The 22770-nt window shown below is 50.0% G+C and carries 16 protein-coding genes; 11 read left to right on the top strand and 5 right to left on the bottom strand.

Going from position 1 to position 22770, the window contains the following annotated elements:
- The first annotated feature begins 132 nt into the window (after positions 1-132).
- Together RF679_RS01505 and RF679_RS01500 are read left to right on the top strand one after the other, a co-directional pair.
- Positions 133-3720: an indolepyruvate ferredoxin oxidoreductase family protein gene (locus tag RF679_RS01505; protein WP_309482464.1), complete on the top strand. Its 3588-nt coding sequence runs from the start codon at positions 133-135 to the stop codon at positions 3718-3720.
- A 155-nt stretch (positions 3721-3875) separates the two neighbouring features.
- The gene (locus tag RF679_RS01500; RefSeq protein WP_309482463.1) at positions 3876-4256 is read left to right on the top strand and encodes a DUF423 domain-containing protein; all 381 of its coding nucleotides are present in this window, start codon (positions 3876-3878) and stop codon (positions 4254-4256) included.
- A gap of 5 nt (positions 4257-4261) precedes the next feature.
- Here RF679_RS01500 and RF679_RS01495 read toward each other — a convergent pair whose 3' ends face one another.
- The 5 genes from RF679_RS01495 to RF679_RS01475 form a co-directional block, all read right to left on the bottom strand.
- A complete protein-coding gene (locus RF679_RS01495) occupies positions 4262-5803 on the bottom strand; it encodes a methyl-accepting chemotaxis protein (RefSeq protein ID WP_309482462.1) in 1542 nt (513 codons plus the stop codon).
- Between the two features lie 267 nt (positions 5804-6070).
- A complete protein-coding gene (locus RF679_RS01490; RefSeq protein WP_309482461.1) occupies positions 6071-6847 on the bottom strand; it encodes a coiled-coil domain-containing protein in 777 nt (258 codons plus the stop codon).
- A gap of 54 nt (positions 6848-6901) precedes the next feature.
- The gene (locus tag RF679_RS01485) at positions 6902-7690 is read right to left on the bottom strand and encodes a hypothetical protein (protein WP_309482460.1); all 789 of its coding nucleotides are present in this window, start codon (positions 7688-7690) and stop codon (positions 6902-6904) included.
- Positions 7691-7701: 11 nt separating this feature from the next.
- Positions 7702-8616 carry a hypothetical protein gene (locus tag RF679_RS01480; RefSeq protein ID WP_309482459.1) on the bottom strand — a complete coding sequence of 305 codons (915 nt, stop codon included), beginning with the start codon at positions 8614-8616 and terminating at the stop codon, positions 7702-7704.
- A 311-nt stretch (positions 8617-8927) separates the two neighbouring features.
- Complete coding sequence (locus RF679_RS01475; protein WP_309482458.1) at positions 8928-9485, bottom strand: GNAT family N-acetyltransferase; 558 nt, start codon at positions 9483-9485, stop codon at positions 8928-8930.
- 335 nt (positions 9486-9820) lie between these two features.
- Here RF679_RS01475 and RF679_RS01470 point away from each other — a divergent pair, with 335 nt between their 5' ends.
- The 9 genes from RF679_RS01470 to RF679_RS01430 all read left to right on the top strand — a co-directional run bounded on the left by RF679_RS01470 (position 9821) and on the right by RF679_RS01430 (position 22756).
- A complete protein-coding gene (locus RF679_RS01470; RefSeq protein WP_309482457.1) occupies positions 9821-11005 on the top strand; it encodes an efflux RND transporter periplasmic adaptor subunit in 1185 nt (394 codons plus the stop codon).
- Positions 11006-11007: 2 nt separating this feature from the next.
- Positions 11008-14250: an efflux RND transporter permease subunit gene (locus tag RF679_RS01465; RefSeq protein ID WP_309482456.1), complete on the top strand. Its 3243-nt coding sequence runs from the start codon at positions 11008-11010 to the stop codon at positions 14248-14250.
- A 394-nt stretch (positions 14251-14644) separates the two neighbouring features.
- Complete coding sequence (locus RF679_RS01460; protein ID WP_309482455.1) at positions 14645-15241, top strand: TMEM175 family protein; 597 nt, start codon at positions 14645-14647, stop codon at positions 15239-15241.
- Between the two features lie 365 nt (positions 15242-15606).
- Positions 15607-16227: an RDD family protein gene (locus tag RF679_RS01455; RefSeq protein ID WP_309482454.1), complete on the top strand. Its 621-nt coding sequence runs from the start codon at positions 15607-15609 to the stop codon at positions 16225-16227.
- Positions 16224-17192, top strand: coding sequence for a stage II sporulation protein M (locus tag RF679_RS01450; RefSeq protein WP_309482453.1), 969 nt, complete (start codon positions 16224-16226; stop codon positions 17190-17192). The genes RF679_RS01455 and RF679_RS01450 overlap by 4 nt, the downstream gene beginning before the upstream one ends.
- Positions 17182-18831 (top strand): hypothetical protein, encoded by a 1650-nt coding sequence (locus RF679_RS01445; RefSeq protein WP_309482452.1) that lies wholly within the window; start codon positions 17182-17184, stop codon positions 18829-18831. The genes RF679_RS01450 and RF679_RS01445 overlap by 11 nt, the downstream gene beginning before the upstream one ends.
- Positions 18828-20372: a DUF4350 domain-containing protein gene (locus RF679_RS01440; RefSeq protein WP_309482451.1), complete on the top strand. Its 1545-nt coding sequence runs from the start codon at positions 18828-18830 to the stop codon at positions 20370-20372. Before RF679_RS01445 ends, RF679_RS01440 begins: the two co-directional genes overlap by 4 nt.
- A complete protein-coding gene (locus tag RF679_RS01435; protein ID WP_309482450.1) occupies positions 20362-21441 on the top strand; it encodes an AAA family ATPase in 1080 nt (359 codons plus the stop codon). The genes RF679_RS01440 and RF679_RS01435 overlap by 11 nt, the downstream gene beginning before the upstream one ends.
- Positions 21442-21451: 10 nt before the next feature.
- A complete protein-coding gene (locus tag RF679_RS01430; RefSeq protein WP_309482449.1) occupies positions 21452-22756 on the top strand; it encodes a DUF58 domain-containing protein in 1305 nt (434 codons plus the stop codon).
- Positions 22757-22770 lie beyond the last annotated feature (14 nt).

The following is a 22770-nucleotide window of genomic DNA, read 5'->3' as shown; positions in this document are numbered from 1 at the left end:
TTAAGCATTTTTCATCGCTCGATTTTTCTCTTTTTTTAGGACTATAAGGCGTATGATTCAGCCACAAGCTGTAGCAATGCGCCACATGTACAGATGGCTTGATCAGCCACACCAATGACAATCGGAGGCAGCATGAATTCACCCGTAAGTAAGGCCGAACAAGACGCTTTGGTCGATTACAGTATCTCTCTTGACGACAAATACACGCTCGAACGCGGCCGTGCCTTTATGACCGGTACCCAAGCTTTGATTCGCCTGAGTATGTTGCAACGTCAAGCAGACGTCAAAGCGGGCTTGAATACAGCTGGCTTCATTACAGGTTACCGCGGCTCACCTTTAGGTGCGGTCGACATGACTGCCGCCAAAGCCAAGAAACACTTAGAAAAGAATCACATCGTTTTTCACCCCGGCGTGAACGAAGACTTGGCCGCGACTTCGGTCTGGGGTACACAACAAGTCAATCTCTTCCCTGGCGCGAAATACGATGGCGTGTTCGGGATTTGGTACGGTAAAGGCCCTGGTGTGGATCGTTGCGGCGACGTGTTCAAACACGCCAACTTGGCGGGCACTTCAAAGCACGGCGGCGTGCTGGTGATTGCTGGTGACGATCACGCAGCAAAATCCTCCACAGCCGCGCATCAAAGCGAGCATATTTTGAAGGCCTGCGGTATCCCTGTTTTGTACCCAGCCTCAGTACAAGAGTATTTGGACTACGGCCTGCATGGGATCGCCATGTCGCGTTACACAGGTTTATGGGTCTCGATGAAGTGTGTGACCGATGTGGTGGAATCCGGTTGCGTGGTGGAAGTCGATCCAGATCGCGTTAAGCCTATCATCCCAACAGACTTCGTCATGCCAGCAGATGGCGTACATATCCGCACACCAGATCCGGTCTTGGCACAAGAAACGCGCATGAATAACTACAAGTGGTATGCCGCTTTAGCCTATGCACGTGCGAATAAACTCAATCAAATTATCTGGGATAGCCCGAATGCAAAAATCGGCATTATCACCGCTGGTAAATCCTATCTCGACACGCGCCAAGCATTAGCGGATTTAGGGATTGATGAACAAGTCGCGAAAGATATCGGCATTCGTTTGTACAAAATCGGCATGACATGGCCGTTGGAATCGGATGGCGTGCGCGAGTTTGCGACCGGTTTGGAAGAAATTCTGGTGGTCGAAGAAAAACGTCAGATCCTAGAATATGCTCTGAAGGAAGAGTTGTATCACTGGGAAGAGGCGGCACGTCCACGCGTGGTCGGTAAATTTGATGACACCGGTGAATGGACGAATATCGAAGGCGCAGGTCACGGTGAATGGTTATTGCCAGCCACTTATGAACTGAGCCCAGCACAAATCGCCCACGCGATTGCTTCCCGCGTTAGCCGTTATTACGCAGGCCACCCAGTTGAAAAATTGGTGAAAGAACGCGTTGAATATTTGGAAGCCAAAGAAGCAGCTTTGAACTCTGTCGCAAAACCAGATGCCAACAAAGATCGTATTCCGCATTTCTGCTCTGGTTGCCCACACAATACGTCCACCAAAGTACCAGAAGGCAGTCGCGCTTTAGCGGGGATCGGTTGCCACTACATGGTGACTTGGATGGATCGCGAGTCTACCACCTTTACCCACATGGGCGGCGAAGGTGTCACCTGGGTTGGTGCAGCACCATTTACAAACGAAAAGCATGTGTTCTCTAACCTCGGCGATGGTACTTACTATCACTCTGGTTTGTTAGCGATCCGCGCCGCTGTTTCTGGCAAAGTGAACATTACCTACAAGATCCTGTTCAACGACGCAGTGGCGATGACTGGTGGCCAAGAGTTTGACGGTCCACTCGATCCTGGCATGATCTCTCGTCAAATTGCTGCGGAAGGTGTTCATCCGATTATTGTTGTCACTGACGAACCAGAAAAATATCCAGCGAATTATCCATGGGCTGCTGGCGTCACGGTGCGTCACCGTAGCGAACTCGATGCGGTGCAGCGCGAATTACGTGAATGCAAAGGCGTGTCCGCCATGATTTACGATCAAACCTGCGCCTCCGAGAAACGTCGCCGCCGTAAAAAGATCGGTAAAGACGGCAAGCCAGGTTTCCCTGACCCAGCCAAACGTGCGGTAATTAACGAAGCGGTATGTGAAGGCTGCGGCGACTGCAGCGTACAATCGAACTGTCTCTCAGTAGAACCTTTAGAAACAGATTTTGGCCGTAAACGTCAAATCAATCAGTCTTCTTGCAACAAAGATTATTCTTGCGTCAATGGTTTCTGCCCAAGCTTCGTCACCGTGGAGGGCGGCAAACTGAAGAAACCGGCCAAAGCAAAAATTGAAGCTGGCAGCGCTTTCGATGTCACGAGCTTGCCGTTGCCAACACTGCCAAGCACCAATACACCTTACGGCGTGATTGTGACCGGCGTGGGCGGTACTGGCGTCATCACGATTGGCCAGATCATGGCGATGGCAGCCCACTTGCAAGGCAAATCCTGTTCCGTACTCGATATGACAGGCTTGGCACAAAAAGGCGGCGCGGTCATGTCCCACGTACGTCTGGCGGATAAAGCCGAAGACATTCAATCAACACGTGTTGGTACAGGTATGGCTGACTTGGTCATCGGTTGCGATTTGATCGTCACTGCGGGCAAAGAAGCGCTGTCACGTATGGGTGAAGGTCGCACCCATGGTGCTATCAACTCCAGCAGCAGCCCAACTGCGACCTTCATCAAAAATCCAAATTGGCAATTCCCAGCGGGCTCTGCAGAAAACGAAATCCGTAAAGCATGCGGCGAAGATTTGGTCGATATGGTTGACGCCACCAACATCGCCACCGCATTGATGGGCGATAGCATTGCGGCCAACATGTTTATGCTGGGCTACTCTTGGCAAAAAGGCTGGGTGCCTCTGGAAGAATCAGCCTTGATGCGTGCGATCGAGCTCAATGGTGTTGCGATCGATTTCAATAAACAAGCATTCAACTGGGGTCGCGTGGCAGCTAATGATTTGAACGCAGTGGTGCGCTTAACGACACCGGCACAAGTCATTGAACTGAAACGCGCACCGAGTCTCGACGACGTGATCAGTAAACGTGTCGCTTTCTTGACGGACTATCAAAACGCCGCCTACGCCCAGAGCTACGCCGATTTTGTGGCTCAAGTCAAAGCTGCCGAAAGCAAGATCGTTGACGGCAAAGCTTTGCGTTTGACTGAAGCAGTCGCGAAGTACTTATTCAAACTGATGGCGTACAAAGATGAATACGAAGTCGCTCGTTTGTACACAGACGGCAAATTCCAAAAGAAAATTGCTGACATGTTTGAAGGCGACTACGAAATCAACTTCCACTTGGCGCCACCGTTGTTCGCGAAGCGTGACGAAAAAGGTCACTTGATCAAACAAAAGTTTGGCCCATGGATGATGAAAGCTTTCGGCGTCTTAGCAAGTCTGAAGTCATTGCGCGGTACCGCACTCGACATTTTTGGTTACACCGAAGAACGTCGCATGGAACGCGCCTTGCCCGTCGAGTACAAACAATTGTTGAACAAGCTGTTGCCACAACTTTCCAAAGACAATCTCAGTACCGCAATCGCCTTGGCGAGTATTCCCGAAGACATTCGTGGTTACGGTCATGTGAAAGAGCGTCATTTCAAAGCGGCGAAGACAAAAGAAGCGAAATTACTCGCTGAATTTGCAATGAGCAACGAACAGAAAGCGAACGCAGCGTAACACACACTTCGCACTGTTCGTGTTCGGACGGCAAAGCACAAAAAAGGGACATCAGCTGATGTCCCTTTTTCCTAGTTAAGACAATTTGTACTAAAATCGCAGCGACTTATCGGTCCTTCGTTTTCTCTCACAATTTTTCAATCGAGTCGCAAGATATGCAAGAACGTCACATCCTCATCAGTGCTGCCACGTCCATGCTGATCGCCATCGCCTGCGGCGCTTTTGGCGCACATGGCCTGAAGCAAATTTTAAGTACTGATATGCTCGCAATTTGGCAAACGGCAGTGCAGTATCAAGTCATACACGGCTTGGCAATGCTTGGCCTCGTTGCGCTGTCAACTCGTTATGACGCGAAACGACTAAGTCAAATCGCACTTTGTTTTGTGGTTGGCACGTTGATATTTAGTGGCAGCCTTTACCTTCTTGCTATCACCGGTATCAAATGGTTAGGAGCTATCACACCGATCGGTGGTACGGCTTTCTTAGTCGGTTGGTTCTTGATGATATCGCTTGCATTGAAAAAGGATAAGTTTTAATCCTACTACCGGAGCTTGAACACGGACACCGCCGTCACAAGCTCGTGGGCTTGGCTCCTCAAACTGGCTGCAGCTGCCGCCATCTCCTCGACCAAAGCGGCGTTTTGCTGCGTGCTCGCATCCATCTGAGTCATGGCTAATCCCACGTGTTCTACACCATTCGATTGTTCCTGACTCGCTGCACTAATTTCGCTCATAATATCCGTTACTCGTCGAATGGAAGTCACAACCTCATCCATCGTCGCGCCGGCCTGATCTACTAAATTTGATCCAATGTTGACACGATCGACACTATCACCAATCAATTTCTTGATTTCACGGGCTGCCTCAGCTGAACGTCCAGCCAAGCTTCTCACCTCCGAGGCGACGACTGCAAAACCACGTCCCTGTTCGCCGGCGCGAGCTGCCTCAACTGCTGCATTGAGCGCCAGAATATTGGTTTGAAATGCAATGCTATCAATCACTCCGATAATATCCGCAATCTTGGTCGACGCGGCATTAATTCCCTTCATCGTCTCTACCACATCCTTCACGACTTCACCACCTTTAGCGGCGACCTCTGAGGCTGATGCCGCTAACTGATTAGCTTGACGAGCATTGTCCGCATTTTGTTTGACTGTCGTGCTCAACTCCTCCATCGCTGTAACCGTTTTTTCCAAAGCGTCACCTTGACTTTCGGTACGATCACTCAGATCCATGTTACCCGAAGCGATTTCTGCACTCGCTGTCGCCACGCCATCTGAACCACGACGAACTTTCGCGACTATCTCTGTCAATGATTTTTGCATGGCCTCCAACGAAGATAGTAAAGGGCTAAATTCATCATTGGCATCATCGAAAATGGCATGTGTCAAATCACCATCACGCACGCGCTCCGCCACTATTTGTGAGCTCTGAATGCGACGTCGCAACACACCTGTGATGTAAGCTGAGAATGCGAGTAAACCAACCCCAACAGCAATGGTTAAACCAACGATCTGCAAACCGGTGGTGTCGGCAGTTTTTCCAAAGGTTCCTAATTCGACTTTGAGCTGCTTACTTTGTCGTTCTTTTTCGTTACCACTTTGAGTCAAGAGTATGTTCCGCGCAGGAATAGTCTTATCCACCAAGAATGCAAAGGCCTCGTCTTTCTTACCCTCCAAAATCAAACGAATATTCTGCTCTCCCACATCCCAAAAATTCTTGACGCTAGGCTTGAAATTATTGATAAAGGCTCGGCCTTCCGGAGTGAACACGCCATTTTCAAACTCACGAATTGTGCTATCAATCGTATTGCGCTTTTCTTTGATGTCTGCCATCGTTGCATCTAACTCCGCAGGATTACGAGATAGAATTGCATGTCGTAACTGCAAAGAAACGCGCGTAATGTTCAACTCAATTGTTGCAATTTGCATGAGCTGAGGGACCCTTTTTTCCTCAGTCTTGACGACCATATCTTTCATCGCTTGCAGAGAAACCCAGCCATCAACCGCCACAGCCGCTAGCGCGAGTATCAAAACAAACGAAGCCAAATATAGACGCTTTGCAATGCCGATACGTGTAAGCATGAGGTTCTCCCGATCGCTTGGAGCAAACACTAAATTCAATAAAGACGTATGCAAAAATTCTAGCACCATATTTCTATAGTGCAACGATCGTATTCGTCATATCTGCATTTATAAGCTTGTGATTGAATCGATTGTGGTTTTTCCTACTTTTTCCACTGCAGCATTGCATCAAAAATAAGAAAAAGGCATGAGAAAAACCCATGCCTTGGCTCTCAGATTTCCACCCACTATGACGCGTCAATCATGTGGTGGTTGAAGTGTCGATCTCTATGCCGCGACTTCTACATCGTTTTTGTTCGATAAACGCTGCAAACGCTGCAAAGTCGTCTCACCATCATTGGTCTGCTTCGCCACAGAACGGCGGATGGCATCAATCTCCGCGGCTTGATCAATTGGCTTCTGGGCGATGTCGGCCACAATGCGCAAACCAGCTGCTTCATTCATGACTTTTTCTGCTCGCTTGGTCAGCGCATTTAAGGCACTTGATTGACCACGAATGCCACTCAAACTCGCCAACTGACTTTGGCGCTCCATACGTAATTCTTGCAGATCCTTTTGCGCCTTGGCGCTTGCCAAATTTTGCATGGATTTCTTTGCGGCCGCATCGAACTGCGCCAATTCCTGTGACAATGCGTCGACAATTTTCTGCAACTCGTTCATGTATTCCTGTGCATCGGCAGCCTCCTGTTCTTCAATTGGCAAACGTGCCTTATTCGCTTCGAGCTCATCACAGAATAAATTCACGGTCGCTTCGGAGATACTGCCAGCGCTCAATCGCTCAGCCAAACTCAGCGATACTTTTTCATCACTCTTAATGAGTTCGCGTAGGCGTTGTACATCACCGCTCTCCTGTTTGAAGGACGCACGCGCACTGGCTAGCTTCTGTGCCGCTTCACGCAAAGTGGCTGCTAAACGATCGCGATCAGCTTCGGTCGCGGTCTCTGGATCAAAACCTGCAATGGTTTCAGCGATCTTGTCACCCAAAGCACCAAAATGTTTGCTAATCAAACGTGCAGTCAAACCCCAACCATTTAAATTACTCATTTTCTTAACCTTTCAAAATTAAACAACATCTTCTAAGTTTCTTACATCGACTATTTACTGCACCACTAAGCGTTCTAGCTCGATCGGTATGCCCACCATAAAATCCACGAAAATCCCACGCTTATTTCTGTCGCCATTCACGCTCTCTACCACTTCTGTGGAGATCAACAACAATTCTTTATCCTCGCCTGCCAAAGCGCGCACATACGGCACATAAATCAGCTGTTGGCGTAATCCTTGACTCCCATCGCTACTATCAATACGCGTCTCACTTGCTCTAAAGGGAGCGACATACTCAGCGTACGGATCACCAATCATCCTCTGATACTGCACATGGTCTTGATCCAGAAATGTCGCATCTAAAGCATCCAATGGCCATCCCAAATCTTCGAGTTGAAAACGCCATAACGTGTAATGCAAATCACCTAAACCATAACCAGCCTCCCCCGAGAAAATCGCTTGGTCTTCATTCGTTTCAGGTATGAGTCGGCACAAACGACTGTAGTAAGTCAGTTCCGCAACCTCATCCTTGGCATTGACATACACCTCAATGAATTTCTCCGCTTGATCATCCTCGCCCGTGCCTAGGTAATAGCGATACAACTTGCCATCCATCTCGGTACGCACGCGGCTAATCGCTCGGATCAGCGTCTCATCATCACTCGGCGCGACCACTAAAGAACCTTGTGCTTGCGCTCTCAAAATGGGTGTCTTTTGTAGTGCGATGACACTACCCACACGCGCTCGCAACGGGAGATTGTCATCCTCCTGCACCACTGACGACACACCGCTGACCTTCGCACCAGAGGTAAAAACCCGTGTCCATGCATCTTTCCACGCCATCTTGCTTCCTTTCATAAGCTATAGTGAGGTTTGCCCGTTTGCATCGAGCTCTGTACTTTGTTTAATCGTCGTTTAGTCCACCAAATCAAAGCGCCCAGCAGCGCCAGTAGAATTACCCATGTCCCAAGCGAACTCGACGAATCTGATGGGCTAGAGGCACTCGACGATTTCGGTGTCACATCCTGCGTACCCGCATGCTCAACGACTTGTTGAGCGCTTTGCGCTGCATTGGTGGGTAATTCAGTGCTTTCCATCGGCTGTTCAACTTTGATTTGCGACTGTTTGAATTCACCTTGTTCTGTCACGGGCACAGGTCCATTCGTCATTCCCTCGGTTGACTGTCCGGAGCTATTCGGATGGCCAGTACTACCGTAAGCACTGTGCGGTTGACTCAACACAGAACCGATCACCACGCCAGCAATCGCACCTTTCAACATTGCGTTGCGATCATTGGTCTGTGAGCCAAATTGGGTACCGACTTGATTTCCCACTTGGGTTCCAGTTTGATAGCTGGTGTCCTTATTCATTGTGGTCTGATTACCGAAACGCGTTCCTTGCGTTGACGTATTCGAGGAGGAGTTACCAGCCGCTTGAGAGCTGCCTATTGACCCAGTCGAAGTGTCCGAAGCTTGGCGGGCGTCCCAATTTTTAGTTGCGTTGGTTTGTGCGTGCCGCTGACTGATATCGCGATACATCACACTCTCGGAACGTACCGATGAAGCACGTGGACTATTCGCTTGAGATTGCGCACGACCAAAACTCCCGAAACTACTTGGACGTGCTGGTGCCTTGATCGAGGGAGTACTGCGGCTCGAAGAGAATCCGCGTGACATGGAACTGGAAGAGCCTTTGCCGGCTAAGACCCAAGTGCTAGACATGACAAGTGCACATGCCAAACTCACTTGCATTACCCATTTCAATTGCATACTGATTCTCCGTTGCCTGTTTCAAAAAGAAGTAGGCGAAGAATAGGGCGTGAAAAACGCCTTCGCACCGGTAAAAATTTTTTGGATTCACCACAATGACATCGTATTCGAGGTGAAAAATCGCTTTTCAAACGCACGACAAGATTCGCTCGGGTATTGAGCAGCGTGACTGGAAAATGACGCTCATAAAATAAAAAAGCCGCATCAGCTTTTGCTAACGCGGCTCACAAATTTTTTAATTCGAGTCGTTTATTTTGTTTCCGTACAAGGCTAAAAATCAGTCGTCAGAAACAACACGATGCAACAATCATCTATGCTAAGACTTTTTCCATCTCCTCAAATTGTAAGTCCTTCACCAAGCGGAACTCATCTCCAATCTCCGCTGGAAATGGCTTAAAGCGTCCGGTGCGCACATAGCCACGACGCTCATAATAGGCGATCAACTCACTGCGCACACTGATCACCGACATCCACATTTTTTTCACGCCCCACAGCTTTTGCACTTCGGCTTCAGCGGCTTGCATGAACTGCTTCCCGATCCCACCACCTTGCAAAATTGGCTGTACCACAAACATACCAAGGTAGGCCGCGTCATCAGTTTTCTCAAGATGCACGCAACCGATCATTTCTTGATTTTGCAAACAGAGTAAAACGACCGATTGATCTGCTTCGATCAATTGCATGACCTCCTCCGCGTTGATACGGGTACCGGTCAAGAGATCGGCCTCGGTGGTCCAACCGGCGCGGCTTGAGTCACCGCGATAAGCACTATTCACCAAGATGGCGATCGCCGCTGCATCACTTTTTATGGCATGCCGAAAACTAACAGTCTTGTGATTTTCCGCTAATGTTGACTGCTCTAGACTCATTCTTTCTTCCTCGCTGCTTTATTTATACCAATCGCTATCAGACAAAGCGGCATGATATCACGCACGAGCACTCGCACTTCCCACTCCACCATCAAGACACCAGCACGCATGTGTACCTCGGCAAACCCGCGCATCCATTGATTTATTGCCATGACAATAAATTACTTTTAGCTCCAAGAGCTCAAAATTCGATTTCATTTCGTTCCGCGTTTTATGCATTTCATCCCGCGTTTTATGCGTCTCACAACTTTGCGTCTTGAAGCTGAAGAGGCGTTTCGGAATACTCACCATCGCGAAATCCCCATTCATGTTTTTTTACTTTGTAGGTGTCTATCATGTCTCGTAAAACACTTCTCGTCCTTGCCGTTGCTTCCGCAGTCCTTAGCCTTGCTGCCTGCAATAAAGGCACAGAGCCAAGCAAGAACAGCGCCTCGGCGAGTGCCTCAGCCATCGCCAAGACCGCAGATAAAGCAGACAAAATCATCATTGCGAACGAGGACATCTTAAATTTACAAAGCAATGCCTTAGCCTCAGGCCCGGTCATTACAGGCTCGATTCAACCAGAACGCAAAGCGGATCTTCGCGCCGAAGTATCCACTGTGGTGCTGCAAGTGCTGAAGGAAAACGGCGAACCCGTGAAACGCGGTGATGTCATCGTTAAACTCGACGAAACCGCGATTCGCGACAACCTCAATTCCGCCAACGATGCGGTACGTAATGCGAGCTTAGCGTTCGATCAAGCGGAACGTAATCTGCAACGTTTGAAAACCCTGCGTGCATCGGGCATGACGTCGATGCAATCTTTGGATGACGCAGAAGTGCGCCGCAATGCAGCGCAGAGTGAGGTCTCCTCAGCCAAAGCGCGTGCCGCAGCCGCTCAACAACAATTGGCGCGCACCGTTGTGCGTGCACCATTCGATGGCGTGATTAGTGAACGCAAAGTGTCGGCTGGCGACACCGCCGCAGCTGGTAAAGAATTAGTGAAGGTGATCGACCCTAATAGCATGCGCTTCGTCGGCCGCGTTTCCGCTGACAAAATCGGCGTCGTGAAGCCCGGACAAAGTGTGAGCTTCCGCATCAACGGTTATGCAGGTCAAGAATTCCGCGGCAAGATCACCCGCGTTGATCCTGCCGCCAACGATGTGACTCGTCAAGTCGAAGTCTTGGTCGCCTTTAGCGATAGCAAGCAGCCTAAAGTCTCCGGCTTATATGCTGAAGGAACCGTTGAAGCAGAAACCGTCGCGGCCTTGATGTTACCCGAAGCAGCCATCGTCAAAGCAGGTGATAAAAGCTATGCCTGGAAGGTCAACGGCAAGACGCTCAACAAAGTCGAATTAGCTTTGGGTAGCCGTGATGCGCGCACCGGTAACTACGAGATTCGCAAGGGCGTCGCCGCCGGTGACATCATCATGCGCAATCCGAAATCGAACCTCAAAGATGGTCAGGTCGTTGAAATGGCACCTGAACAAGTCACAAAACAAGTCGCGATGAACACCGTCGCCATGGCCGGAGCGAATTAATCATGTTTCTCTCTGATTTCAGTATCAAAAAACCCATCGCCACGATCGTCATGATCATTGCCTTGATGGCGATGGGCTTGCTAGCGATGAGTAAGCTGCGCGTTAATCAAAATCCTGACGTCGAGATTCCTGGCTTGTTCGTCAGCATTCCTTACCCTGGTGCTTCGCCCGACACGGTCGAGCGCGAAATCGTCAACCGCATCGAGAAATCTTTGCAAAGCGTGCCTGGTGTGACGGAAGTCTATTCGTATTCCAATGAAGGTAGCGCAGGCTTCGAAATGCGTTTTAGCTTCAAGAAGAATATGATTGAGGCGACTGATGAAGTACGCAACGTCATTTCTTCGGTGCGCTATAAGTTACCCACCGAAATGCGTGAACCCGTCATTCAACGGTTTGACCCATCGCAACAGCCTGTCCTGAACATGGCACTATCGTCGAGCAGTATGAGTCATGCGGAAATTTCGCGTTTTGCTGAAGACAGTCTTGCCAATCGTTTACGCGGCATTCCGGGTGTCGCAACGGTCAATGTCAATGGCGCATTAAAGCGCGAATTATCAGTCTTGCTACGCGCTGAGAAATTGCGTGAATTTAACGTTTCCGTATCCGAAGTCGTCGCTGCATTGCGCACCCAAAATACCAATGCCCCAGTCGGTAAAGTGCGCGGTAATTTGGAAGAAGAAAGCATACGCTTAGTAGGTCGGATCGAAAACCCAAGCGAATTTCAAAACATCGTGGTGAAACGTCGCGGCGATCAAATCGTTCGCCTCGGTCAAGTTGCCACTATTGAAGACGGTTTCGCTGACGTGAATGGCGTCAGTATCCGTAGCGGTAAACCGAATGTTGGCGTGCAAGTGTTGCGCTCCCGCGAAGCGAGTACCGTGTCGGTGGCCAAGAGCGTCCGCAAGGCCATGGACGAGATCAACAAAGAATTGGAAAAGGATCATCCAGGTACCAAGCTTGAAGTGACTTATGATGGTGGACGTGATGCGCAAAGTAGTCTCAATAACGTCATCGAATCTTTGATTTTCGGTGCGGTATTAACCATCTTCGTGGTCTACGCCTTCCTCAACTCTTGGCGTTCAACACTGATCACCGCCTTAAGCTTACCGACCTCGGTGATTGCCGCTTTTATCGCCGTGTGGCTATGCGGCTTTACCTTGAACTTCATGACCTTGCTCGGCTTGTCTCTGGCAATTGGTGTCTTAATCGATGATGCGATTGTGGTCCGTGAAAACATTGTGCGTCACATGCAGAATGGTTCTGACCGCCGCACTGCGGCCTTGGAAGGCACTGCGGAGATTGGTTTGGCAGTAGCAGCGACGACTTTCTCAATTATTGCAGTATTCATCCCCGTGGCTTATATGCCAGGTATGGCGGGTGAATGGTTCCGTCCATTTGCATTAACGGTCACTTGCTCGGTTTTGGTCAGTCTCGGAATTTCCTTTACGCTGGACCCGATGCTGTCTGCGTATTGGGGCGATCCAGCAGATCATCACAAGGCACCGAAAAAAGGCTTGAGCAAAGTATTAGCACGTTTTAATGACTGGTTTGATGCGCAGGCAGATCGCTACGGCAATGTAGTGGCATGGGCTCTGCATCACCGTCGTTGGATGGGGGCGATTGCGCTCGCATCATTGGTTGGCGCTTTAGTGTTGCAAGCAAACTTCGGCGGTACGAGTTTCTTACCGGCGTCTGACAATGGCAATTTGATGATTGAAGTACGTACACCAGCGTCTTCGTCCTTGGAATATGCGCGCTTGAAAATGGAGCGCGCCGCTGAAATGGCTCGCACGATCAAAGAAGTCAAGGACACTAATAGCAATATCAACGCCAACGGTGGTCGTATCTATGTTGACATCGGCAAGAAGAACACCCGTAGCCGTAGCGCAAAGGAAATCGCGGTCGAATTGCGTGAAAAGATTCGTCCTTTGGTCGGAGCCGAATACGTGGTGATTGATGACACCAATAATGGTGCGCGCAAACCGGTTCAGATTGAATTCACCGGTCCAGATTCGCGCAAATTGTTGGAGCTCACCAGCATCTACATGGAACAACTTCGCAAAATTCCGGGTGCGGTCGATGTCGGTTTGTCCGAGCAAGATCCCAAGAAGGAATTAAAGATTGAAATGAATCGTGGTCTCGCGAATTCCATGGGTATTTCGATTAACGATGCCGCACAATCTTTGCGCGTGGCTTTCGCAGGTATCGAAGTCGGTGACTGGGTTGATCCTACCGGCGAAACTCGCGACGTGTCAGTGCGCTTGCATCCAAGTGATCGCGTCAGTAAAGAGAATATTGAGCGCTTACCGATTGCCGTCAGTGGTAGTAACGAAATGGTACCGCTTGATCAGATCGCGACGGTTACGATGGGCAAGGGTCCTTCAGCCATCGAACATTCCAACGGCAAACGTACGATTACAGTGTCCGCCAATGTGCAAGGTCGTTCTAACGGCGAAGTCACCAAAGACGCGATGGACTTAGCGAAGTCTTTGAACTATCCGGCTGGCTATGGTTTGTCTTTGGCGGGCGCAGGCCAAGATCAAGATGAATTGTTCACAGAAATGTTGATCGCCTTGATCTCTGGCATTGGTTTGATGTATCTGATCTTGGTCATGCAATTCGGATCTTTCACTGCGCCTTTGGCGGTGATGTTGTCCTTACCTTTATCTTTGATCGGGGTCGTGATTGCCTTGATGGTCACCGGTAGCACGATCAACCTCATGAGCTTCATCGGCATCATCATGTTAATGGGTCTGGTGGCGAAGAATGCGATTCTCTTGCTGGATGCCGCACGCAAACAAGAGAAGGAAGGTGTCGACCGCGAAGAAGCCTTGATGCATGCGGGTCGTGTGCGTCTGCGTCCAATTTTGATGACGACCTTCGCCCTGATTGCAGGCATGATTCCAGTCGCACTCGGCTTGGGTGAAGGTGGTGAATTCTACCGTCCATTAGCGATTGCGATTATCGGTGGCACGATCACTTCAACGATTTTGACTTTGTTAGTGGTTCCAAGCTTCTACGACAGTATCGAAATCGCTCGTGATCGCATGATGGCAAAATTCCGTCGCCGCGCACAAACCTCGCACCAAGCGCTTGCCTTTATCCAAACGATGTTGGAAGCGGTCGCCACACTCTTGTTCCTGCGCCTGATCTTCCGTTTAAGTATTCGCTTGATTAATTTCATGCGTGGTCGTAGTAATGCTCATAGCCCTCAGTCTGCGACCGTCTACAGTGAAAATCTGTAATGAAAATCTTTAATGAGAATCTGTCTTTGAAAACTCTACATTGGAAATATTCATTCTTGCTATGAAAGGAGAGCGATGAATTTGTGATTGTTGGAAAACTTCGTCAACCCAAGCACCACTTCGGTTGATGAAGCGTGAGTAGTACCGGTTTAGACCAGCATAGAATTTCTTTGCTGGTCTTTTTTTTGCCTGTTCAATGCATGAACGCTTGAATACAAATCGGTCGGCTGCCGAGATAACATGCATTGCTTCAATGTACACCGCAGTCGTTTCCCAAAATTCCAAGGTCAGTGTTCAAACCATTCCTGATGCATAATGGCGATTTGCTTGGCTGCCCCTTAATCTCAAAAAATAGCGGGCAAATCAACGCACGATCAACATCAGGAGACAGGACATGGGTAAAGGACGGTTTGAAGCATTTAGCGATGGCGTGATCGCGATCATCATTACTATCATGGTATTGGAACTCAAGGTCCCCCACGGCGGCAGTTTAGAAGACTTGATGCCATTAGTTCCGGTTTTTCTCAGCTACATTTTGAGTTTTGTCTACGTTGGCATCTATTGGAATAACCATCACCATATGTTGCATGCGACCCACACAGTTTCCGCGTCGAGTTTGTGGGCCAATCTCCATCTCTTGTTTTGGCTGTCTCTGGTGCCGTTCACCACCGGGTGGATGGGCGAGAATCATTTTGCCGCCGTGCCGAGCGCACTCTATGGCGTCAATCTGTTTATGGCGGCCTTGGCCTACTGGGTTTTGCAGATGAGCTTGATGAAGACCAGCCAAGATAATCACTTACTGCGCAAGGCGATCGGCAGCGATCTTAAGGGCAAGTTATCTTTAGTGTTATACGCCCTCGCGATTCTTGCAGCGATATACCTGCCGTGGGTGGCGCAGGCAATCTACGTCGCGGTCGCCTTGATGTGGCTGATCCCAGATCGTCGCATCGAGCACGTACTCCATGAGAAATCCAATTCGACAAGTCACTAAGTCCCATCAGTGATCAGCTTGGCGCTATTTGCTGCGTGGAAAGGCGCTCGAAGAAAAGAAGGGGCCTTCATAAAATAACAGGGCTGGAGAGGCGCTTTCTTGTTACAATTCATGCCGAAAGTTGCCATAAAAACAGCGACATTACAGTTGGGGGAAGCGTTCGACGCAATCTGTTTATCGGCATTGCGATTGATGCATTGCGAACTTCAAGAGATGCGAGATTCGGTCATGTGTGGGTGAGGCAAAACGAATGCGATCACCCTTCTCGAATGACTTGTCCCCATTGAACAAACATAATTCAAGATTCAGTATTCATGATAAACGGGCGTCTTTCTCTGATCACTCCTGAGGGAGTACGAATCCTCATGACTCCAGCGGGCCCAGCGGTTCGAGCTTGGGCGTGGGCCATCGACTTCATGATTTTTCTGACTTTATTCATCGGCTATTCGATGGTCATTGGCGCTCTCGGGTTGGGACAAGGCAGTATCTTTCTTGGGCTCTTTGTCCTGTACTGGGGCTACCCCATTCTGTGCGAGGTGTATTTTGATGGACGCAGTGTTGGCAAGCGTGCGATGCGACTACGTGTCGTACGAGCCGATGGTCTTCCGGTCGGATGGCGCGAATCGAGCTTACGCAATTTGTTATTGATCGCTGATTTCCTCCCTGTTCTCTACTTATCCGGCCTATTGTGCATGCTGTTCGATCTTCAGTATCGACGTTTAGGCGACATCGTTGCTGGCACGCAAGTGATCTATCTCGATCAAGAACAGAAACGTGTATCGGCACCTGAGGTTGAGCCAGAAGCATTACCGTTCCCTCTCACGCCAGACCAGCAACGAACCTTAATCGCCCTCTTTGAACGCGAGGCAAATATTCCCATCGAACGTTTGCACGAACTCGCCAGCATCGCTGAACCTTTAACTGGGGAAAAGGGGCGCGCCTCCTTAGACCGTTTGCGGGCTTATGTCGCAGGATTGAATCAATGAAACAAAAACAGTTTGAAGCCCACCACGAGGCGCTCTGGACTAGCATTCAAGAGATCCTCAATGGCGATAAAAAAACACAAACACAGCGCGACGATTTTCCCAGCCTATATCGACGCCTGTGCCAAACTTTAGCTCTTGCTCAACAACGGGGCTATTCGCCAGCACTCACGGATCATCTACAAATTCTGGTAGGCCGCTGCCATCAACGCTTATATGGCGTGAAGGTGGAACGCAGTTTTACCCTGCACCGTTGGCTATTTCAGGAATTTCCCCAGCGCGTACGTGCCGAGTGGAAGTTGTTATTGCTCATCAACTTGTCGTTCTGGGGCGTCGCCCTGGGTTTAGGTTGCTTAGTCTGGTTCGCCCCTGAAACCGCTTACTATTTTCTAGACTCCAGCGAAATCGAGCACATGCGCAGCATGTACCAATCTGCCAGCTTCAAGGAAGGACGTGGTGCAGTGGGCGACTTTGGCATGTTCGGCTTCTATGTGTGGAATAATGTCTCGATCGATTTTCGAACCTTTGCGGGTGGCATTTTCTTTGGTGTGCCCGCGCTCTTGATCATGGCCTTCAATGGCATGCAGATGGGCATCGTTGCCTCAGTATTGTCGGCTGATCCGAGTACGCGTCACAATTTCTGGTCCTTTGTGATTACGCACGGCAGTTTTGAGATTATCGGTATGTTGTTCGCTGGGGTGGCGGGCATGCGCCTCGGTTTGACGGTGATTGCGCCTGGACGTGCAAGCCGTCGTCAAGCTTTGTATGAAGCCAGTCAGCGTGTGTTTCCCATTCTGATCGGTGCCGCTATTCTTACTTTCATCGCCGCTTTTTTCGAAGCTTTTTTCTGCGCGAGCCCGAATATTTCTGCCAATGTGAAATACATCACTGGCACCTGCTGTTGGATCGGTCTGATTGCCTTTTTTGTCTTCGCTGGACGTTCGAAAGGGGCGCGGCATGCGGCTTGATCAGCTTCAACTCGACCTCCGCCCACGCACCAATGCGCAAGCTTTGGATCTCGGCTTCGCTTTGCTACGAGCGAATGCAGGGCGCGTTTATGCAGTGTGGCTGAGTCTATGGATTCCGGCCATGCTAGTGTCGGCCTTGATCGCCAACTGGCTGTTCGATCGCTTTGAATATCAAGTCACCTACGCCTTCTTGGTCGCTTGGTGGATCAGACCTTGGCTAGAACGTGCTCCCCTGTATATCTTGTCGCGTCAAGTGTTTGGCGAACAAGTCGGTTTTTGGGAGACGCTGCGTGCTTGGCCCAAACAATTAGGTGGCGGTTTTTTTCGTCTATTCGTGCTGCGCCCATTTGCAGCTGGTCGCGGTTTATATCAAGCGATTTGGCTGTTAGAAGGCGCGCGCGGTAAAACGGCACGTTATCGTATCCGAATTATTGGACGTCACACCATTAGCTCCGCCACCTGGTTTGGTGTGGCTTGCGCACACTTCGAAGTCATTATTCAGCTTGGTCTGTATGGGTTAGTCGGCTTATTCGTCAGCGACAAAGAACTAATGAATCCGATCGCCTTGATGATGAATTCCGATCCGAAAAGTTTAGAGCTGATGAGAATCTGTGGTTTACTTTCTTATACGATTGCAGTCAGTATCCTTGGTCCCATCTACACGGCCTGTTGCTTCACACTGTATCTCAACCGCCGCGCTACCCTCGAAGCTTGGGATCTAGAAATCGCCTTACGCCAAATCGCTGCACTCCACGATAAGGCCGATCCCAACACGACGGCACCTAAATCACATTCTATCGGCAGCGTGCTAGCACTCGCCTGCATTGGAATCACAATGAGTTTGAGCCTGAGTTTGCCCACAGAGGTGCGTGCAGAACAAGCTGACAGTGCTAGTGCTAGTGCCAGCGCTGCTGCCACCACCGAGCCCGAATTCCAAATCCCCAGCTGCAAAGACGGTAAGCTAGAGAACAGCAGCAAGCCCACGCGTGCGCCAACTGAAGATACTGAGATTGCGAAAACACGCCAAACGATAGACGACATCTACGCCTCGGAAGATTTCAATTTATTCCGTTGTGAACAACGCTGGCTTCCTAAGTTCGATAAGAAAGAAAAGCCGACCTTCGAAGAAAAAGAGTGGGGCGAACGAATGAAGATGATTGCCTTGGTCCTCAAATATCTCGTAATTGGCGCAGGCCTCGCCTTTTTGGGATGGTTATTGTTCCGCTATAGCGGCAAGATCTTTCTCTTCGAAAGTGAAAAACGCTTACAACTGGCGACCGAGATTGCTGGGCTCGACATTCGTCCTGAATCACTGCCGGAGGATGTTGCGCAAAGTGCGCTCGACATGTGGCAGCTCGGTCAAAAACGTGCAGCGATTGGTTTGCTTTACCGCGCCAGTATCGCGCATCTGGTCCAACATCACGAACTACACATCACCAAAGGCGCCACCGAACAAGATTGCTTGCGACTCTCTTCCGAGCTACTCGATCAAAATGCGATGTTCAAAGCAAAACTAAGCTGCTTTGAAGATTGCACCGATACTTGGTTACGCGCTGCCTACGCACACCAATATCCGCCATCGATTCACAATCTCTGTGAACAATGGCGTCAACACTTCGCCAGCGAGGTGCAAGCATGAGCGGCACCAACACAAAGAAGACCGTGATGGGGCAGATTGAAGGGCGCGACATCGTCTATTGGATCATCGGCCTCTTGATCTGCATTGGCCTCGCATTCGCTTGGTATGATCATATGGAGCGGCAGTGGACTCCCACCTACAATCTGCAAACGGAATACCGTAAGCAGCCGATGCTCGCGGCCAAACGTCTCGCTGAACGCAATCACTATTCGACGGTGACCAAAGAACACCTGACTTTGGAACTCTTTGACGAAGGCATCAACGGCAGTCTGGTCATCGCTAACAACGATGGCGTGATGAGTGATGAACAAGGAAAAGCCTTGCTAGCCTGGGTCGCACGAGGAAATACGCTCATCACTTTCCCGCAATTGCGCTATCAACAGCCCATCCCAGAAACAAATGAAGAAGCCAAAGAGAAAAAAGAGTCTAAAAAAACTGACAGCGATGAAGACGAACTACGCAAGCAGATCCAGCCCTCGGTGGAACCCGCCAAGCGCCGCGCCGATCCAACCATGCGCGATCCGATTGGCGAATTTTTAGGCTTGTACGTCATTGACACTCGTCCATACGCAAAGGCGGGAACTCGTAACAAATCGATAACGTACACGGAAGCGAATGGTTCAGCCGCGAGTACCAGCGCCGAAAATGGCGACGAGGAAGATTATTACGACGATGAGGAAGAAGCCCTAGACGACGAGTCTGCTAGCAAAGTAAAAATGAGCTCGGCCAGTGGTGCCGCTCAAAACATCCCCGCAAACACACCAACAAGCGCACAACCGAGTCCACAAGCTTACGCGATCAACGAGCCTCGCCCAGAGGACTTGGATCAACGCTTGAGCCAAGTCACACTTCCACATACTCAACGAAGTTTATTGGTTACTCGCACTCAATTCGCCATGCTCAGCTTTAAAAATCGCGTGCAGCCGATCTATCAAGTCGATAACGGGACGAGTCTACGCATCTATCAACATGGGCGCGGAAAGATTGTCGCACTACCGCAGAACATTTTTGGTGCTTACAGCCTACGCAACAACGACAACGCGCAATTCTTGCTAGATCTGATGAGCATGAATCAGGCGCATAAGCAATTGATTATCGTTAAAAGCCTCAAAGCGATGCATTGGACTGAACTCGCTTGGGCTCGGTTCTCCTATGGCATTATCGGCTTTGGTCTTTTGATTGCTCTTTGGATTTGGCGCGTCGCTCCACGTTTTGGTTCTTTGTTGAGCAGTCCCGTCCTCGAGCGACGCGCACTGCTCGAACATATCGATGCTAGCGCCCGTTGGTCATGGAAGCATGCACTCGGCCGCCAAAATCTCTTAGACGCATGTCGCCGCGCGGCACTCAATGCCATCAAGCGCCGCGCCCCTGAACTATTGCGGCTCCCACAAAACGACATGATCTCGCAGCTCGCCCAGCAAACTGGGCTAGATGCCAACAGTCTTGCTAATGCCTGTTTCGATGCGGCATCTTCGAATCCGCTTCAATTCACCCGTCAGATTCAACTACTTCAACGATTGAGGACGCACTATGAGCGTTAATACCAACGAACAAGAAACTATGCCTGAAACTATGTCTGGAACTAAGGCCAATGGTGATGGCAGTACGGCCAATATCCCCAACCCACCATCCGCTTCAGGGATTAGCCCAGAGCGTCATCAACAAGCGGTGGAAATTGTGTCACGTATGCGTGAAGAAATTCAGCGTGCCATGATCGGTCAGAAAGCGGTCGTGAATCAAGTACTCGCTTGCTGCCTCGCTGGCGGTCACGTGCTGCTTGAAGGTGTTCCTGGTTTAGGGAAGACGCTCTTGGTCAAAGCCTTGGCAAAAACTTTTGCTGGTCACTCTGCACGTATTCAATTCACACCGGATCTGATGCCCGCCGACGTCATGGGGCATGCTATTTACGATATCAAGAATCAAACCTTTAATGTGCGTAAAGGACCGATCTTTACTAATTTATTGTTAGCCGATGAGATCAATCGCGCCCCCGCAAAAACGCAATCAGCCTTGTTAGAGGTCATGCAAGAGCGCCAAGTCACGATTGAAAATGAATCACATGCTCTCGATGCGCCTTTCATGGTGTTGGCAACTCAGAATCCATTAGAGAATGAGGGTACTTATCCGCTGCCCGAAGCACAGCTTGATCGTTTCCTCATCAAAGCCTGTATCGACTACCCAAGCGCCGAGGAAGAATTGGCGATGTTGAACATGGTGACCAATAAACGCATCGGTGACAATCTCGATGTGAAGCAAGTCAATACCATCATCAAACCGGAAACCATCGTCGCCCTACAACAGCTCGTCTCGCAAATTCAGGTCGATGAGGCTGTGGCCGACTACGCGGTGCGCATTGTGCGCGCGACCCGTGATTGTCCTGGTATTTCAGTCGGTGCTGGTCCACGCGGTAGCATCGCACTGATTCGAATCTCACGTGCCTTTGCGTTGATGAACAAGCGCGATTTTGTGACGCCCGCCGATATCAAATCGGCTTGCATTCCAGTCTTGCGCCACCGCGTGGCTTTATCACCTGAGAGTGAATTAGATGGCCTTAGCAGCGATACGATCTTAAGTAATTTGCTGGAACAGATTCCAGCGCCACGCGCATAAGGATCGCTGCATGATCCCTGGTCGCACCCTTTTATGGCTGATTGCTCTTGCTGCGAGTGCAGCTTTGCTGAGCTATTTCTTTCCGCCCCTATTGTGGTTGGCGGCAGGCTTGCTGTGTTTGGCCATCTTGGGTAGCTTTGGCGACCTGTGGTTCTTACGCACTCGCCCCGCATTACGCATCCAACGCCACACGCAGGGTGTATGGCCGGTTGATCTATGGAATAGCGTGACACTGCAACTGCAAAACGAAGGCGCTCGCACACTCAAGTTCGACCTGATCGATGCTTATCCCGATCAATGGCAGTGTGAAGGTTTGCCGTATAGCAGTCAGATCGAGCCCGATAGTCGTCTTGAGATTAGTTATAAACTCAATCCCAATCTACGTGGCGACGCTCAGTTTGAAGCCTGCTATCTCCGCATCAAAGGTCGTTTTGGATTATTGGAGCGCAGCTTCAGAATCGGTCCAGCACAAACGGTCAAGGTTTTTCCTGACTTTTCACGCATCATGAATAAAGCTTTGCTCGCAACCGACCGGCGCGTGCCGCAAGCAGGTAATCTGCGCAAACGTCGTCGCGGTGAAGGTACAGACTTCCGCCAACTACGCGATTATCGTCAGGGCGATAGTCAACGCTCGATCGATTGGAAAGCGACGGCACGCCATCAAAGGCCGATCACGCGCGAGTATCAAGAGGAGCGCGATCAACAGGTCATTTTCCTTCTCGATACAGGCCGTCGCATGTTATCAAAGGATGATAGCACCAGCCATTTCGATCACGCCTTGCATGCCATCCTCAGCTTGAGTTTCGTCGCCCAAAAACAAGGCGACGCCGTCGGACTGCTCACTTTCGGCACTGAGCGGCGTTGGCTACCGCCACATAAAGGTCGAGTTGGTTTGGATCGTATCTTGGCGGGAGTCTATGACCTACAGGCCGATGAAACTGCTCCTGACTTCAAGCTCGCCGCATCCTCACTGATGCAACGTTTGAAAAAGCGTGCCTTCATTGTCTTGATCACTAATCTGCGTGACGAAGATGATGAAGCCATGCGCGAAGCATGTGAAATCCTCTCGCGCAAACACTTGGTGCTGTGCGCTAGTCTGCGCGAGAAATCACTTGATACAGTAGTGCAAACGCCCGTGGAAGACTTCAACGATGCCTTACGACAAGCTGAAACTTTACGTTATTTGCAGCAGCGCGATGAGGCCATCCGACGTCTTGGTATTCGGGCCGACCAGCTGATTGATATCGTGCCAGAACGCTTAACGCAAAGCCTCGTCAATCGCTATCTCGACATTAAAGAAAGCGGTGCACTCTAAAGCAAAACGCCGCT

Origin of the sequence: Undibacterium cyanobacteriorum (assembly GCF_031326225.1) — a bacterium.
Taxonomy (GTDB): domain Bacteria; phylum Pseudomonadota; class Gammaproteobacteria; order Burkholderiales; family Burkholderiaceae_D; genus Undibacterium; species Undibacterium cyanobacteriorum.
The sequence above is the reverse complement of the archived record's forward strand: the minus strand, read 5'-3'. Positions and strand labels throughout refer to the sequence as shown.